The sequence below is a fragment of the Paenibacillus ilasis genome (assembly GCF_043195395.1).
Classification (GTDB): domain Bacteria; phylum Bacillota; class Bacilli; order Paenibacillales; family Paenibacillaceae; genus Paenibacillus_AQ; species Paenibacillus_AQ lautus.
In genome coordinates, this window is sequence record NZ_JBHDJG010000001.1 from 1,670,231 (window position 1) to 1,686,274 (window position 16,044).

The 16,044-nt window shown below is 51.1% G+C and carries 15 protein-coding genes and 1 riboswitch; of the genes, 11 read left to right on the forward strand and 4 right to left on the reverse strand.

Annotated elements, in window-relative coordinates; genetic code table 11:
* Positions 1-27: 27 nt before the first annotated feature.
* Genes ACETK5_RS08065 through ACETK5_RS08075 form a run of 3 tightly spaced genes read left to right on the forward strand, consistent with a single transcriptional unit; the run spans position 28 to position 3,193 of the window.
* Positions 28-1,488 carry a leucyl aminopeptidase family protein gene (locus ACETK5_RS08065; protein WP_394055001.1) on the forward strand — a complete coding sequence of 487 codons (1,461 nt, stop codon included), beginning with the start codon at positions 28-30 and terminating at the stop codon, positions 1,486-1,488.
* Between the two features lie 29 nt (positions 1,489-1,517).
* Positions 1,518-2,204 (forward strand): copper homeostasis protein CutC, encoded by a 687-nt coding sequence (locus ACETK5_RS08070; RefSeq protein WP_394055003.1) that lies wholly within the window; start codon positions 1,518-1,520, stop codon positions 2,202-2,204.
* Between the two features lie 35 nt (positions 2,205-2,239).
* Positions 2,240-3,193 (forward strand): ROK family protein, encoded by a 954-nt coding sequence (locus tag ACETK5_RS08075; protein WP_394055005.1) that lies wholly within the window; start codon positions 2,240-2,242, stop codon positions 3,191-3,193.
* Between the two features lie 396 nt (positions 3,194-3,589).
* On the opposite strand, the gene ACETK5_RS08080 is transcribed toward ACETK5_RS08075, so the two are convergent.
* A complete protein-coding gene (locus ACETK5_RS08080) occupies positions 3,590-4,117 on the reverse strand; it encodes a hypothetical protein (RefSeq protein WP_076322000.1) in 528 nt (175 codons plus the stop codon).
* A 261-nt stretch (positions 4,118-4,378) separates the two neighbouring features.
* A riboswitch (cyclic di-AMP (ydaO/yuaA leader) is annotated at positions 4,379-4,509 on the forward strand.
* Between the two features lie 3 nt (positions 4,510-4,512).
* On the opposite strand from ACETK5_RS08080, the gene ACETK5_RS08085 reads away from it, so the two are divergent.
* A complete protein-coding gene (locus tag ACETK5_RS08085) occupies positions 4,513-4,989 on the forward strand; it encodes a C40 family peptidase (RefSeq protein ID WP_100537856.1) in 477 nt (158 codons plus the stop codon).
* A 227-nt stretch (positions 4,990-5,216) separates the two neighbouring features.
* Here ACETK5_RS08085 and ACETK5_RS08090 read toward each other — a convergent pair whose 3' ends face one another.
* Positions 5,217-6,491, reverse strand: a complete 1,275-nt coding sequence (locus tag ACETK5_RS08090) for a stalk domain-containing protein (RefSeq protein ID WP_394055008.1) — start codon at positions 6,489-6,491, stop codon at positions 5,217-5,219.
* A gap of 225 nt (positions 6,492-6,716) precedes the next feature.
* On the opposite strand from ACETK5_RS08090, the gene ACETK5_RS08095 reads away from it, so the two are divergent.
* A complete protein-coding gene (locus ACETK5_RS08095) occupies positions 6,717-7,100 on the forward strand; it encodes a 2Fe-2S iron-sulfur cluster-binding protein (RefSeq protein ID WP_100537854.1) in 384 nt (127 codons plus the stop codon).
* Positions 7,101-7,197: 97 nt separating this feature from the next.
* Here ACETK5_RS08095 and ACETK5_RS08100 read toward each other — a convergent pair whose 3' ends face one another.
* Positions 7,198-8,055, reverse strand: coding sequence for an AraC family transcriptional regulator (locus ACETK5_RS08100; protein WP_100537853.1), 858 nt, complete (start codon positions 8,053-8,055; stop codon positions 7,198-7,200).
* A gap of 208 nt (positions 8,056-8,263) precedes the next feature.
* On the opposite strand from ACETK5_RS08100, the gene ACETK5_RS08105 reads away from it, so the two are divergent.
* The 4 genes from ACETK5_RS08105 to fucU all read left to right on the forward strand — a co-directional run bounded on the left by ACETK5_RS08105 (position 8,264) and on the right by fucU (position 12,845).
* Positions 8,264-10,057, forward strand: a complete 1,794-nt coding sequence (locus tag ACETK5_RS08105) for an L-fucose isomerase (protein WP_394055010.1) — start codon at positions 8,264-8,266, stop codon at positions 10,055-10,057.
* Positions 10,058-10,083: 26 nt separating this feature from the next.
* Positions 10,084-10,743 (forward strand): class II aldolase/adducin family protein, encoded by a 660-nt coding sequence (locus ACETK5_RS08110; RefSeq protein WP_100537851.1) that lies wholly within the window; start codon positions 10,084-10,086, stop codon positions 10,741-10,743.
* Positions 10,744-10,820: 77 nt separating this feature from the next.
* Positions 10,821-12,332 carry a rhamnulokinase gene (locus tag ACETK5_RS08115; protein ID WP_394055012.1) on the forward strand — a complete coding sequence of 504 codons (1,512 nt, stop codon included), beginning with the start codon at positions 10,821-10,823 and terminating at the stop codon, positions 12,330-12,332.
* A gap of 84 nt (positions 12,333-12,416) precedes the next feature.
* Positions 12,417-12,845, forward strand: a complete 429-nt coding sequence (fucU, locus tag ACETK5_RS08120) for an L-fucose mutarotase (RefSeq protein WP_100537849.1) — start codon at positions 12,417-12,419, stop codon at positions 12,843-12,845.
* Positions 12,846-12,907: 62 nt separating this feature from the next.
* Here the strand turns inward: fucU and ACETK5_RS08125 are convergent, their stop codons facing one another.
* Positions 12,908-13,477 carry a DUF4183 domain-containing protein gene (locus ACETK5_RS08125; RefSeq protein WP_394055014.1) on the reverse strand — a complete coding sequence of 190 codons (570 nt, stop codon included), beginning with the start codon at positions 13,475-13,477 and terminating at the stop codon, positions 12,908-12,910.
* Between the two features lie 432 nt (positions 13,478-13,909).
* On the opposite strand from ACETK5_RS08125, the gene ACETK5_RS08130 reads away from it, so the two are divergent.
* The gene (locus ACETK5_RS08130) at positions 13,910-14,323 is read left to right on the forward strand and encodes a DUF4183 domain-containing protein (RefSeq protein ID WP_100537847.1); all 414 of its coding nucleotides are present in this window, start codon (positions 13,910-13,912) and stop codon (positions 14,321-14,323) included.
* 221 nt (positions 14,324-14,544) lie between these two features.
* Entirely contained in the window at positions 14,545-16,035 is a 1,491-nt protein-coding gene (locus ACETK5_RS08135) for an amidase family protein (RefSeq protein WP_394055016.1), read from the forward strand.
* Positions 16,036-16,044 lie beyond the last annotated feature (9 nt).

The window sequence follows — 16,044 nt, forward strand, 5'->3', positions numbered from 1 at the left end:
CTCTTATAAAGGAGGGAAAGCCTCGATATGAACATCACAATCGATGAAGCTTCATTGGCAGAAACTTCGATATATGTGGTTTATGAGGGCGAGGAGTCTCATTTTCGTTTAAAGGAATCTCGTAAACATAGCATGACGCTAACGTGGTTCTATGGCCGCTCCGATCAAGAAGCGGACGATCTCGTTGTCGGCATGGGGCAGCGTTCGAACCTCACGTTGGAGCAAGTGCGCAGAACGGGCGCTTCAGCCGCGAGAGCGCTGCTCAAGGAGAATAAATCAAGCGCAGTGCTGATCCGCGCAACAAACGGGGATGGCAGGGGTTCTTCCCGGATTTCGGAGGAGGAAGAACTCCAGGCGTGGGTTGAAGGCTGGATGTACGGATTATATCAATTCAATAAGCATCGCGGGGTCACGGCCAATCTGCAAGCCCTGTCCCTAAATCTTCGACAAGAAGATTGGCAGGGGCTTTCCCGTAAAGAGCTGGAAGCCATCATACAGACGGCAGGAATCCGAATCGAAGGGACGCAGCTCACTCGAGACTTGGTGAATGAATCTCCGGAAACGTTAAACCCGGAAGCATTCGTTGCAGTGGTCGAGGATCGTTTCAAGAAGGCACCCGTTCAGCTTCATGTGTATCGCGGACAAGAGCTCCATGACCGGCAGATGAACGGACTAATCGCTGTGGGCGCTGGAAGTAAATATGAGCCTGCCATGATTGAGATTTCCTATAATGGAGTGGATTCCGAGAAGGGGAGCCCTCATATCATGCTCATCGGCAAGGGCGTAACCTTTGATATGGGCGGGATGAACGTCAAAATTGGCCGAGACATCAGCGATGCCCGTATGGATATGGGTGGGGCTGCAGCCGTCGTGGGTGCCATGGATATTCTGGTATCGCAAAAAGCTCCGGTACGAGTCACGGCGCTGATAGCCGTTGCGGATAATTTATCGGGACCGGATGCGATGCTTCCTTCTTCCGTCGTTCACTATCCGAATGGCTTAAGCGTTCAGGTCGCGAATACGGATGGGGAAGGAAGGTTGATCATTGCGGATGCCCTGCTGCACGCTGCGAATCTTGGCGCAGATAAGGTGATTGATATCGCAACCCTCACCGGTAATGTCGGAGCCGCACTGGGCTTGGAAATTGCGGGTATCTGGGGCGATCAACAGATTACGGCCGATTTGGTTGAGATCGGTGAGCGTAACGGAGAGCGTCTATGGCCTATGCCGCTGATGGATGAGTACGAATCGGATCTTAGGAGCGATTATGCCGATCTGAAAAATGTCGGTACGTCAACGTTGGCAGGCGCTATAACGGCCGCGCTGTTTATCCGGCATTTTGTGGCCGATTCCATGAAATGGGTGCACATCGATATGGCGGGCACGGTCCAGTATAAACGGGAATTCCCCCATTCCGCAGCGGGGGCTACCGGATATGGCGCGAGATTGTTGGCGGATTATGTGGAGAAGCAGTTTCTCCATGCTTAAAGAATCAACTTCAGTAAGGAGTGACGACGATGCTGCTTGAAATTATCGCAACATGCGTGGATGATGCCATCACGGCAGAGAAGAATGGCGCGGATCGTCTGGAATTAATCACGGCGATAACCGAAGGCGGGCTTACGCCGGGAATCGGGCTCGTTGAAGAGGTTGTGAAAGCTGTTCAGATTCCTGTTCATGTCATGGTCAGACCTCATAGCAGATCCTTTGTGTACAACGAACATGATATTGCTACCATGATCGCGGAGGTTAAGGCGATCCGCAAGGCAGGTGCAGCTGGCGTAGTGCTTGGTATGCTGATCCCGGAACGGAAGATTGACGAGGTCTCCTTGGTCAAAATGCTGGAATGGACAGGTGATATGCAGGTCACGTTCCATCGGGCCTTTGATGAATTGGAGGATCAGCTCGAAGGGCTGCGTACCTTGCAGAAATACCCGTCCGTTACCCGCGTCCTAACGTCGGGAGGACCGCAGCCTGCACCGCAAGCCATCCCAAGAATTCGGGAGCTTGTAGAACAAACGGCAGGCAGTGAGCTGAAAATATTGGCTGGTAATGGCCTGAAGTGGGAAATCATACATGATTTTATCGACCAGACCGGTGTGAGCGAGGTGCATTTCGGCTCAGCCGTACGGTACGGTCGATCAGGGCTGAAGCCCATTGATCCGGTTGAGCTGCGATCATTGGCTGACAGCTTACATCAATAGAAGTAGCAAACCTATCGGAAACAGGTGAACAAAAATTGCAAACCGTATGGAATAAACAGCAAGAATTTGTGGTTGGCGTTGACCTTGGGGGTACGAAGATCGCGGCAGCGCTCTTTGATTCCGAAGGACAGCTGCTGAACCGGGAGCAAATGGAGACAGCGGGTGCGCGTACGGCCGAAGAAGTGGTCGCGCGAATTACGAACATGATTCGCAGCGTGTCGGGCGGTCACCCGCTTCGAGGCGTAGGCATGGCTTCACCCGGAACGGTTAACAGCCGGGAGGGAATTGTCATTCATGGTACGAATCTGCCGGAATGGACCAATGTTCCTCTCAAAGCTTGGATGGAACGCGATCTGCATACGGAGGTTCAGGTGCTGAATGACGCCAATGCAGCTGCATGGGGAGAGTATGTAAGAGGTGCCGGAAGAGGGTCGACGAACATGATATACGTGACGCTAAGCACAGGCATCGGTTCAGGCATCGTGCTGGACGGGAAGCTGTTCCTGGGCAGCAGTTCTTTTGCAGGGGAGCTTGGGCATCATATCATTGATCCGAGCGGTCCGCAGTGTAATTGCGGCAGCCACGGCTGCTGGGAGGTATTTGCTTCAGGAACGGCCATCGGTTTGGCAGCATCCCAGCGGATGCTCACCCAGCCCAGCGTAATTTCTGAACTGGCCGCAGCCGAGGCCGGCGTCAACGCCAAGCATGTATTCGAGGCTAAACGTCTTCATGACCCCGTCGCTGTGGAGGTCATCGATCGTGCTATTTATTACATGGCGCTTGGTCTGGTTAACGTCATTCACAGTTTTAACCCCGATCGTATCGTGATTGGAGGGGGAGTAAGCAGAGCAGGCGAGCTTCTATTCCCGCAGCTGCGGGAAATGACAGATAAGCTGGTCATGCCATCCTATCTGGGTACGTACGAAATCGTTCCTGCAGGACTTCGGGACGATGTGGGTCTGGTTGGAGCTGCGGCCTTGTTCCAGTAGCCTATGTGTAAAGAGAACGTTACGGATAGGATAAAGAATGAAATAGAGGTTAGATAAAAAGCGTTCGGATCGGCAACATAGTTTCATGTTAACCGAGCTTAAGCGAATTAGACAAAAGCCGCCCTTCAAGGGCGGCTTTCCAATTATTTATGGAGAGAGCGGGAAACGGAGCGATCATTTTTTTCGTTATAAGTCCGTAACATGTGACAAGTGATAGGCGTGAACCGTAAGCCGTCATCCGTTTTCACTGGAGGCGAGTTTTTGGTTTCCTGGTTAGGTTTGTTTGTATCCGACAAACAATAAGCGGTTGCTCGCACTTTCCCGCCCGCCGGCGGAAACCGCCGGCTCCAAACCCGCACGTGGAGTGACCTGCAGGCTTGGAGCCGGCGGCTGCCGCTATTCCATGTACTTCGATGCGTCAAACGTAATCATGGACGTATGATTGGCATGTTCAATCAGTGAAGAGAGCTTGGTTACTTCGCGTTCCTTCTTGCGCGCTTGCGCCTGATAAGCTTCCGGATCATATAAGGCGACGTTGAACAGCGTTACGGCACCGTCTCCGCTGCCACGGCTGCTCTGCCGCTCCAGCTTCTTGCGGGAGCCGAGATGAGCAAGCTGTCCGATATCGCTGCGTATCTGTTTGGCCAGCTCGATCGCTTCCATGATAGTCATGTCGGAGCCGTTCCAGCTAATGGTTTGCGTTGTATTGGAGATGGCCATCAGCAAATCCAGCTTTCTGTAATCCGCCGCGGCGGCTTCGATCTCCTCCGTAATGGCATCCACGCTGCGTGCAGGATATTCCGCCGTTTCCCCTTTTTCAATGATCGTGCTGCTGTTGTTCAAGCGTTCCGACATCAATTGATTCATGAGACGATTGATTGCTGCCCGGACAGCCAAAGCTTCAGCCATCGTAATTTGACTCATAAGTGGTCGATCACCTCTTTAATTTCTTTTCTGAATATGTAAACGTACAAATCTGTTAAAAGTTGCTAGTTTACTAAAAAAAAGCAGCTCGAACAGGAAAGCAGAGTTACATAATTGTCATGACTGTGTGAGATGGTTAACAAATGGACGCCCGAAATTAACCATCTTTACGACAGTTCCAAACATAAAACGATAGATTCTTAGGATATTATTGACAGCATCCTTCCTTGTATACTATATTAAGAGAAGGTTACAAAACGTTAATGAATTTTGCCGAATTTCGTTTGTGAAAACGGGGGAACCGTCTTGGGTGAATTACTCTTGTATATAGAGTATAGGGAACCTTCAACCGAACCTTTAGCTAACTCCGTAGGCATCGAAGGAGAGAACATATTTTGAAGAAGTTTGTCATCACTTTGCTAGGGTCTGCAATTATTTTTTCTTCTGGTGCCGTATCAGCATTTGCTGATCAACAACCGAATTTTCAGTATCAAGTGAAGCAATTGGTAGGAACTCCATACAAATGGGGCGGAACGACCACCAGCGGGTTTGATTGCTCCGGATTTATTCTGTACATGTTTAGAAATTTTGATATGGATCTTCCACGCACTTCCCAAAGCCAGGCTAAAGCCGGTGAACATGTGGATCGCGAAGATCTGCGGGTCGGAGATTTGGTATTCTTCAATACAAGTGGCAGCGGAATTTCCCATGCAGGCGTTTACATTGGTGACGGACAATTTGCGCATGCTTCCAGCAGCAAGGGAGTCAGAATCAGCAAGCTTAGCGATTCATATTACGAGCCGCGTTATGTCACGGCGCGTCGTGTGTTGAGTCAAGAAAACTATGCGAAGCTGGTAGGAAGCGCAAGCTAATTGGATTACGTTGCAGTTTAGGGTTCGATACATAACCAGAAAGCCTGACAAAGGGATGCCCTTGTCAGGCTTTCTTTTTTTAGATATCAGAAAGTATAAACTTCGAAAGCTTGTGACTTCCTGATATCGCAAGAAAAACATCTATTAACTGCGATCTGTCATCTGTGAAAGTACGTCGATAGACGTTTTTCTTACGATAAGTCTATCATCCCACAGAGGTTGTTCGGTTACTCCTTAACAACAGAGGCATTCACAGCAGCTTCTATTCCATTATTATAGAGACGGAACAAGCCAAGGCGCCAGAAAGCAGCACCTTTCAGATCATAACGCTTGGCCAAGCCGAGCTTGTCGTCAACGGAAGTGGCGGTTTCACTGCTTAAACTGATGCCGAGCAGGAGCTTCTGCTTCGGGACACCTGCTTGGAGTGCCAACTGGATCGCTTGGTCCACCAGACTGTTTGGTTCGGGAACCTGAGATTTGGTTCCGACCGGATTGTATTGATAAGCCATAACGATGAGATCATCAGCGATGGAAGCCAGCGTCTTGTAATCATAGCCTTTATAGGCGCTATTCAATGGCGGGACCGCTAAGGACAGGGCAATGTCATTTGGCAATGCCGCCTTCAATTGCTTGACGTAATCATTGAGCAGCTTCTGCTGCTTCACGGCATCCAATTTAAAACCGAGTCCTTCAAAATCAAGCACAACGCCGCCGAACCCGTTATCGGCAACCGCGGTTGTGATGCCTTCAATGGACTTTTCGCGCAGACTGCTGTCGCTCAGGACTTTGGTTAATTCTCCGTTTCCGTCCAGAGCATAAACCATAAGGTACGGTTTAATCTCCTGATCCGCCGCATCCGCAACAATCGATTGCGGGGTCACGTCGCCGGCCGCCCCTGGCAGACGATACTCGTCGCCTTGAAGCGTAAACTGGCCATCACGATCGATGCGGCTCCAGCCAAAAGCGACTGAATTCATGGATCCCACGAGATCCCGCTCTTGGAAAGATTGCAAAGCATAGAAGGCTCTCAAATGCATTTCGCGCTGGGGCGATACGAGAGAGACCGTACGAGTCGCCTGATTCCAGCCGACGTCGACACCGAATTGGCTGCTGAAAGAGCTAAGCGGGATCAGCACGCGGCCTTCCCGTTGGACTGGCGGAGCTGCAAGGTTTACTTTTTTACCGTTGACGGTCGCCGTCGTGCTTCCCACCTGAAGCAGGACTTCCGTCGTTTGACCTTTCACCTTGCCTATAGCCTTGACGGTTTGCGTCTTGCTGTTCCACGTGATCTGAATGCCCAATGCTTCACCGACCGTCCGGAATGGAACGTAGGTGACCCCTTTGTCTACCCGCGGAGCCGCATCGAAGGTTAGTGTCACATCATCCAGCTTTACCGAAATGGCAGGCTCAGCATGTACCTGACCGATATGGGGTGCGGTTCCGATAAAGGATAAGGCAAGCGCGGCAGCGACAGCTGTTTTTCCTATTCGTTTATGCAGCATGCTTTTGTATTTCCTCCGATCCATTAAATAATAGAATGATTTCATAGAATATGGAATTTGGTCTAGCATACGCTAGTATAGCAAAATTTTCATAGAGTTCCAATTCCGTGATGTCAATGTCATAGAATAGATAAGAGTAAGCATGTTGATTTTTTAAACTTTCCAGTATAATAAATGAAGGATTTCTTACATAACCTGATGATTACATGCATAGGGGGATAACGCGTGTTTAAATTCTGGAAAAACAAAAAAGGCGGGGGAGATAAATCGTTGAACCCGGCAGCGGAAGAGATGATCGAAGCCGTACCGGATCCGATCATTGAGCTTACAGGCCGCGAAGTTCAGCGCAGCGTGGCTCCCGTTCTAGGCATGACGGTGCTTGACTTGGCCGAGCGGAATGACGTCGACTGGAACTCTTTTTGCAAAAGAGGAACTTGTGCCCGCTGCCGCTGCATGGTGGTGGAGGGAATCGAGTATTTGTCCGATCCCAATCTGGCTGAAGAACGACGCCTGGATCCCGAGGAGATTGAAGAAGGATATCGACTGGGATGCCAGAGCAAGATCGAAGCGGTCGGTCCCATCAAAATCAAGCATGCCCCATATTTTTGACGACATCGAAGGCAGATTGCCGTTTCATACTAAAAAAGCAGGCAGCCGTACCACAACGGCTGCCTGCTTTGCTCGGAAAGATAAAAATGCTAATGCTTTACTCCATGCTCAGTTTGCTCTGTTCCCGGAACGAGCTCGGCGTTTGACCGGTAATTTTTTTGAATAACATAGAGAAGTACTTATCGTTGCCGTAACCCACTTGAGAAGCAACCTCATGGATCGGCATTTCGGAATCTGCCAGCAAGCGCTTGGCCTCTTCAATCCGGCGGGATATCAAGTAATTGAAGGGGGAGTCGCCGACTTCTTTTTTGAACAGATGGGATAAATAATGCTGACTGACATACATCGTATCGGCGATGTCCTTGAGACTGATGCTCTGGGTATAATTGGTGTCGATAAAGTGTTTGGTCCGCAGCGCGATTTCGTTCTTGCCCTTCAAGGACTGGAATTGGTGTTTAACATCCACAATGCGATAGATCACGGTAATCAATGACATCAGCAGGTTGGTGCTCAGCGTTTCATACCCCAGCACCTGCGAATCGCATTCGCGGAGGATCTCGGAAAGATAGCTCTCCACTTTATAAGCGTATTTCTCGCAGGATATGACCGGCTCCACGTAAGCCGGGAGCAGCATCCCTTGGGGAACCCCTTCAATGTGAAGCGAATCCACGCCGCAGTATATCACCTTAAAAGGCCCGTCCGTGATGGATCTCTCCTCGTGAGGAACGCCGGGGTTATAAATCGCGACATCGCCTTTGTGAAGTTCGTATATTTTTCCTGCAATGGTGAATTCTCCGCGTCCTTCTACTACATAGATGATCTCGCAGAAATCATGAATTTGCGGCGGTCCATAAAAGAAGTCCTCGTCCACGACCTGCCCGGCAAAGAGCAGCTGCGGATTTTTAAGGAAGCGGAAGTGATCGCTTTTGCTATGCGAGATTTCGATCTTTGGCACGTTCTGGTCCCTCCTGGAAAGCAACATCCTCTACCTATTATAATGCAAAACGCTCTTCGATGCGGAAATCGATTTCATCGGCTGTTCGGAATGGTTCACTGTCTTGCTGAAATTAAGATTCGATATAACAAAATAGTGGGTTATCTCTTGCACCGATTAATCTTACAATGATGTCATATTCTATTCCTTATAGGGAGGCGTGACATACATGACAATTGAAAACGATTACAGATGGCGGGACGGATTTCCGAAAATCGGCATTCGCCCTACGATAGATGGAAGACGGAGAGGGGTACGGGAATCTCTCGAGGAACAGACCATGAATCTGGCCAAGGCCGTCGCTGAGATGTTGACGAAGGAGCTCAAATATCCGAACGGCGAGCCGGTTGAATGCGTGATTGCGGATACTTGCATTGGCGGAGTGGCCGAAGCGACTGCGGCTGCCAAAAAATTCAAGAATGCCGAGGTCGGCCTGACCATAACCGTTACGCCTTGCTGGTGTTACGGCACCGAGACGATGGACGTGGATCCATCGCGTCCGAAGGCGGTATGGGGCTTCAACGGAACAGGACGTCCAGGCGCGGTTTACCTGGCTGCCATACTGTCTGCGCATGCGCAGAAGGGACTTCCTGCATTCGGCATCTATGGCGAAGACGTTCAGGATGAGGGGGATACTCGTATTCCGGATGACGTTCAAGAGAAGCTTCTGCGTTTTGCACGGAGCGGCTTGGCTGCAGCTTATATGCGCGGACAATCGTATTTGTCCATGGGCTCGGTGTCGATGGGCATCGCCGGCTCGATCGTGGACGACAGCTTCTTCCAGGAGTATCTGGGCATGCGGAATGAATATGTCGACATGAGCGAGTTTACGCGCCGTTTGGAAGAAGGCATCTATGACCCTGAAGAATATGAGCAGGCGCTTGCTTGGGTGAAGGAGAGCTGTACGGAAGGACCGGATAACAACCCGGATCATCTCCAGAACAGCCGGGAGCGCAAGGATCTGGAATGGGAAACCGTCGTTAAAATGACGCTGATCACCCGCGATTTGATGATCGGCAATCCGCGTCTGAAGGAGCTTGGCTTCGAAGAGGAAGCTCAGGGCCACAGCGCAATCGCTTCCGGATTCCAAGGTCAGCGCCAGTGGACGGATCATTCCCCTAACGGTGACTTCCTGGAGACCATCCTCAATTCCTCATTCGATTGGAACGGCAGACGTTCGCCATATATCGTGGCAACGGAGAATGACAGCCTCAATGGAGTCGGCATGCTGTTCGGATACCTGTTGACCAATACGGCACAGATTTTTGCGGATGTGCGGACGTACTGGAGTCCGGCTTCGGTGGAACGGGTTACCGGCTATAAGCTGGAAGGCAAAGCGGAGAACGGCATCCTGCATCTGATCAATTCCGGCTCGGCTGCACTGGATGGAACGGGCGAGCAGGAGATAGACGGTAAACCGGCTATGAAGCCGTTCTGGGAGATCACGGATGAAGAGGTTGATCGCACGCTCAAGGCCACACAGTGGAGACCGGCTAACCTGGAGTATTTCCGGGGAGGCGGTTACTCGACCGACTACTTGACGCGCGGCGGCATGCCGATGACCATGTTCCGTCTTAACCTGGTGAAAGGGCTTGGTCCCGTGCTCCAAATCGCTGAAGGCTATTCCGTGGATTTGCCGGCGGAGGTGCATGACACGCTCGACAAGCGTACCGACCCGACATGGCCAACGACCTGGTTTGTACCGAATCTTACAGGACAGGGTGCGTTCTCAAGCGTTTATGAGGTCATGAACCAGTGGGGTGCTAACCATGGCGTGATCAGTTACGGACATATCGGAGCAGATCTTATCACGCTGGCTTCGGTGCTGCGTATTCCGGTCAACATGCATAATGTGCCCGCCGAAGAGGTGTTCCGTCCACGCGCATGGGGAATGTTCGGAACATCCGATCCGGAGAGCGCCGATTTCCGCGCTTGCCAGAACTTCGGTCCTCTATATAAATAAGGTCATATTCGAGAGGAGAGCGAATCATGCTGAATGTAGAAACGAGAAACGAGCTCTGCAAATATGCCAAAAAAATCGTCGACAGCGGACTCGTTGTAGGACCGGGAGGAAACATCAGCGCGAGAGCCGGGGACAAAATGTATTTGTCCCCGAGCGGCTTTGCGCTGGAGGAGATCGAGCCGGAGCAATGGATCGAAGTGGATATCCCAACCGGCGATATTACCGATATAGGTCTACGACCTTCGTCCGAAGTGCTGATGCACTTGTATGGATACCGCAGCAACCCCGATATCGGGGCGATGGTGCATACACATCCATCCCATTGCATTGCCTTTACGCTGGTGGAGAAGGAACTGCCGGTGATGTTCCCGGACCAGGCGGCATTGGTTGGACGTACGGCATACATTCCTTACATCATTCCGACGACAGATTTGCTGGCAGATGCCGTCGCGGAGAAAGTAACGATGGCCAGTTCCATACTGCTTGGTAACCATGGACTGGTCACAACCGGCCGGAATCTGCGCGAAGCGTATTACCGAACCCAGGTGGTTGAAGAGAGCGCTAAAATTTATCTGAGCGCCAAGGCGGCCGGCACGCCGGTGCCGCTGACGGACCAGGAAGTGGATGATATCGCCGCACTGGAGAGTGAAGATTATCGTATTCAGCTTCTGCAGAAGATGAAATAAATGTTGGTTAAGGTTCAGCTCTCGGGTTGTTGGAATTTGAATAGGTATCGTACTAAAGGTGAGAAAGGATGCGGCGTATGAGCAATTCATCTGCGGTGCTTGCGTTTGATTTGGGGGCCAGCAGCGGCCGGGCGCTGCTGGGCGAAATTACCGCTTCTGATCATGACTCCCCCGGCATGCTGAAGATTACGGAGATTCACCGCTTTGCCAATATACCTGTCCAGATGGGTAAGCATTTGCACTGGAATTTCCCGATGTTGCTGCAGGAGGTGAAGCATGGCATCCGTAAAGCGTTCCAGACCGGCCATCAACCGGTCAGTTATGGCATCGATTCATGGGGCGTCGATTACGGACTGATTGACCGTAACGGGGAGCTCATCGGAGTTCCTTATCATTACCGGGATCTGCGCACGGAAGGTATGGTCGAGGAAACCTGCGAGCAGGTCGGGAGAGAACGTCTGTTTCAAGAGAGCGGTCTGCAATTCATGCCGTTTAACACGATATTCCAGTTAAATGCGATGCGAAAGTCAAAATCCCCGATGCTGGACATTGCGGATAAGTTTCTGCTCACTCCGGATCTGCTGAACTATTTTCTGACCGGGGTCCAGGCGTGCGAGTTCACCATGGCAACCACCACTCAGCTATACCATGTTACAGAAGGCAAGTGGAATGAACCCTTAATGGAGGAGCTGGGGCTCCCCGCATCCCTGTTCATTGAACCCGTACAGCCGGGAACCGTGATCGGCAGACTGCAGGATACGGTGGCGCAAGAGCTGGGCATTCCGGCAATTAAAGCGATTGCTGTAGCATCGCATGATACGGAATCCGCCGTGGTAGCCGTTCCGGCGAACACATCCCGTTTTGCCTATCTTGTATGCGGAACCTGGTCGCTTCTCGGAACAGAGCTTCCGGAGCCGCTTGTCCATACGGACGTGCTGAAAGAAGACTTCTCCAATGAGGGTGGAGCTTATCAAACCTTTCAGTTGCTGAAGAATATCATGGGCCTCTGGATTCTTCAGGAGTGCAAGCGGCAATGGGAGAATCAAGGATTGACGTATTCTTTTTCAGAGCTGGTTGAACTCGCACAGGACGCGGAACCGTTCCGCAGCTTCATAAACCCCGATGACCTGCGCTTCATGAATCCGGCGGATATGACGGCTGAAATTCGGGATTACTGCCGGGAGACCGGGCAGCCCATTCCGCATATCACCGGAGAGTATGTCCAGTGCATACTGCAGAGCCTGGCCCTAAGATACCGGGAAGTACTTGAACGGATAGAGGTCCTTACAGGGCAACGCTACGATGGGCTCCATATGGTTGGCGGAGGCATTCAAAACGAGCTGTTATGCCGGTATACGGCCAATGCCATGGGCCGAACGGTGTGGGCCGGACCGATCGAAGCAAGTGCCATCGGGAACATGCTGGTTCAATTTGTGGCGAACGGCACATTGCGCAATCGGGAAGAGGGCGTAGAGCTCGTCAAGCGGTCTTTTCCGCTTGCCTGGTACGAGCCTGAGTCCAACGAGGATTGGGAGGCAGCATACCAACATTACAAGACCCTTGTTGAACAGCAGCAGGTACAACAGTGAGGTTAAGGGATTCTAAGAGAGAATGATGTTCTCCTCACATATCCAAGCCTTACATTTTAATTCGATAGAGGAGGATGTCATATCATGCTAAAAGGCATATCTCATGTGCTCTCTCCTGAGCTGCTGAAGATTCTAATGGAAATGGGGCACGCGGATGAAATTGTGCTCGGCGATGCCAATTTTCCGGCAGCCAGTCATGCCCAGCGGTTGGTCCGGGCAGACGGACACGGGATTCCTGCGTTATTAAACGCGATATTGCCGTTATTTCCGCTGGATACGTATGTTGAATCCCCGGTAGCGCTAATGGCCGTGACGCCGGGGGATACCGTGGAAACTCCAATCTGGGATGAATACCGTGAGATCGTGCAGCAGTTTCACGCCGTGCCCATAGAATTTGATGAGGTAGAGCGATTCTCGTTCTACGAACGGGCAAAAAATGCGTATGCTATCGTGTCGACAGGCGAAAAAGCGCTGTATGCAAATGTTATCCTCAAAAAAGGCGTTGTCATTTAAATAACATGAAATGCAAAGAACCTCGCTGCCCGGCTGCAGCGGGGTTCTTTGTGCCGCGTCGCTCAAGCCACCACCTGAACGGTGAGATACAAAACCTCCAGCACAATCGGTGTGCCGGCCTGGAGCACATCACCGGGAGAATACAAGGTTAATGCTTCCGACGAGAGTGTGTATATTCGGCCTTCCTGAATCATGCCGTTGATATAAACCGTTGAGGAGGTGTTCGGACCGACCTCGATGCTCTGAAATGGATTTCCGTCATCATCCGTAAATTGCTGGGCAGATATGGCGAAGGGAGCATCCAGACTAACCTCGGACATCAATACGTAAAAGTAACGAAGCGTGGTCGGCAGCACCATGATCTCCGGCACAATCACGCTTCCCGGTAATCCCTGGATGCCCTGCGGCCCTGGGGGACCTGGGGGACCTGGGGGACCTATCGGACCTGGAGGACCTGGGATGCCTTGAGCCCCGGGAATGCCTTGAATACCCGGGGTACCCGGCAGCCCTTGGGGACCTATCGGACCTGGAATGCCTGCTGGTCCGGCGGATCCCGGAAGACCTGGCGTGCCTGGAGGCCCTTGAAGCCCTGGGTTACCTGGCTGACCAGGCAATCCAGGTAATCCCTCCAAGCTCCTTCCCCGTTGTCTTTCCGACCATTCAGGTGGGATGATGCTTGAATGATCGGGCCTGTATTTGCACGGTCGGATTTTTTTTCTATTGCCAGGTGATACGACATGTTTACATTTACGCTTCTTGTGGTTCCTGCGTTGTTGATGCCTAGTGGATTTTAATCTTGGATATCGCTTCCGTTTAATCACGGGAGTTTTCAGTCTTATCACCGCCCCGAATGAATGTATGTACTTAGTTTATGTCATTGAAGGGGGAGTCGAGTGGACATATATCCTTTGCTTACGGATATATTGACCAGATCATATGCCTTTCTCTAATTTATTTTTGCTTTAATAGGGAGAATGCCAGAATCAAAACTCAAAAACTAACATTTAATGATAATGTGGCAAAGTCTCATAGTTTTAACATCCCTAATTAGGAGGAGTGATGATATGCCTGTTATTAAACCTATCATTACCGCTGTCGCAACGGTTCCCGTTGCAACAGGCGGAACGATCACAACAACGGTAACGCCAGCTGTAACCCGTTACTTTGCTCTGATAGATGAAGCTATGATTGGAGCAGACTCGATTACCATGCCGGCTACGAGCTTTGTTGATGATGCCGAAGCAGCCGTGACAGCGTTCCCCGCGTTGACAGGTTCAGAATACTTTAATGTGTATATTAACGGCATGCTGCAACAGCTTGCCTTATCGACATTAACAACTGCCAGCTTGGTGCTCGATACGACGGATGTTCCAGCGGGAATACCGGTTTTGTTGGAAATCGCCAGTTTCACGAATACAGCATCCGCGATCACGACACAGCCGACGATATCGGCGCCGGTCATTACGATCATTAGTTAACAATAGAATCGAAGCGGCTATAAACCAAGGGTTGCCCCTAAATTAAGAAGAAAGGGGTAACCCTTGTTTATGACTCAAGGTTACATATATTAGAGGAATTTTGCGCCTGAATCCCGAATTTCATTAAGAACATGAAGTGTTTGGAGGCTACAATATGAAACGTTAATCGCCACCACCTACCGTAAGGTCAGAAAGATAAGTCAGGGGGACTATATAGGATCATGGATAAAAAATCATGGATTGTGGAAGCAACCATTTCGGATATGCAGCATGCGATGGCAGAGGGTTGGATGACCTCAGTAGAGCTGGTTCAATTGTATCTGGAGCGGATCAAGTTATACGATGGAATTCTCCGCTCGATTCTTGAGGTGAACCCTGAAGCGCTGCAAATTGCCGAGGAGCTGGATCGAGAGCGCAAGGACCAGGGTGCAAGAGGATTGCTGCACGGAGTTCCCATCCTGCTTAAAGACAATATCGACACCGGGGATCGGCTGCATACGAGCGCCGGCTCCATCGCTCTTGCCGATTCGTTTGCCACGAAAGACTCCTTTGTTGCAACGAAGCTGCGTAAGGCGGGTGCTGTTATTTTGGGCAAGAGCAACATGACCGAGTGGGCGAATTTCATGTCACCGACGATGTGGGCAGGATTCTCGTCAAGACATGGGCTTACGTTAAATCCCTACGGCCCTGGCGAAATGTTTGTTGGAGGTTCAAGCTCAGGCTCCGGTGCTGCGGTGGCGGCGAATTTGGCCGCGGCCGCCATCGGGACGGAAACATCTGGATCGATTATCAGTCCTTCCAGCCAGAACAGTCTGGTTGGCATTAAGCCGACGATCGGACTGGTAAGCCGGTCAGGCATCATACCCATCACCCATACGCAGGATACGGCAGGTCCAATGACCAGAACGGTGGAAGATGCCGCGATTCTGCTTAGCGCGATCGCGGGAAGCGATGATCTGGACGAAGTGACCCAGATAAATCCTCAAAAAAGGGTTGAGGACTATACCAAGTTTCTGGATTCGAGTTATTTGAGGAAAGCTCGAATCGGGATTCCCCGATACTACTATAAGCACCTCGATCGGGATAGACTAAATATTATTGAGTCCGCGATTGAAGTGCTGCGGGACCAAGGAGCCACCATTATTGATCCGGTGGAGTTGCCCTGCCAGGATACCCAATGGGATGCTAATGTCCTTCGCTATGAGTTCAAGAAATATGTCAATGATTATTTGGCAAACGTGGATGAGTCCCTGCCGGTTCATTCGTTGGCCGAGGTTATCGCTTATAATGAGGCACACGCTGATATTGCCTTGAAATATGGACAGGGCACATTGATTTGGGCCGAGGAAACGAGCGGCACGCTGACCGAAGAAGCGTATCTTGAGAGCAAGCAGAAGAACAAAGAAATGGCGGGAGCGAGAGGGATTGACCATGCTTTGCAGGCGTATCAGCTGGACGCCCTGCTGTTTCTGGGTAATAAGTATGGACCGGATCTGGCTGCCCGGGCAGGGTATCCATCGGTAACCGTTCCCGGCGGTTATGCCGAGAAGGGCATCATAGCACCGGGAGGATATATCACGAAGGGTCCACAGGGCATTACGTTCATCGGGACGGCATTTAGCGAGCCCGTGCTGATCCAATTAGCCTACGGCTTTGAGCAGGCTACCCAGCATCGTGTACCACCGAAGCTGTCATCCCAGTCGTCAGAGTAGAAGAGAGGT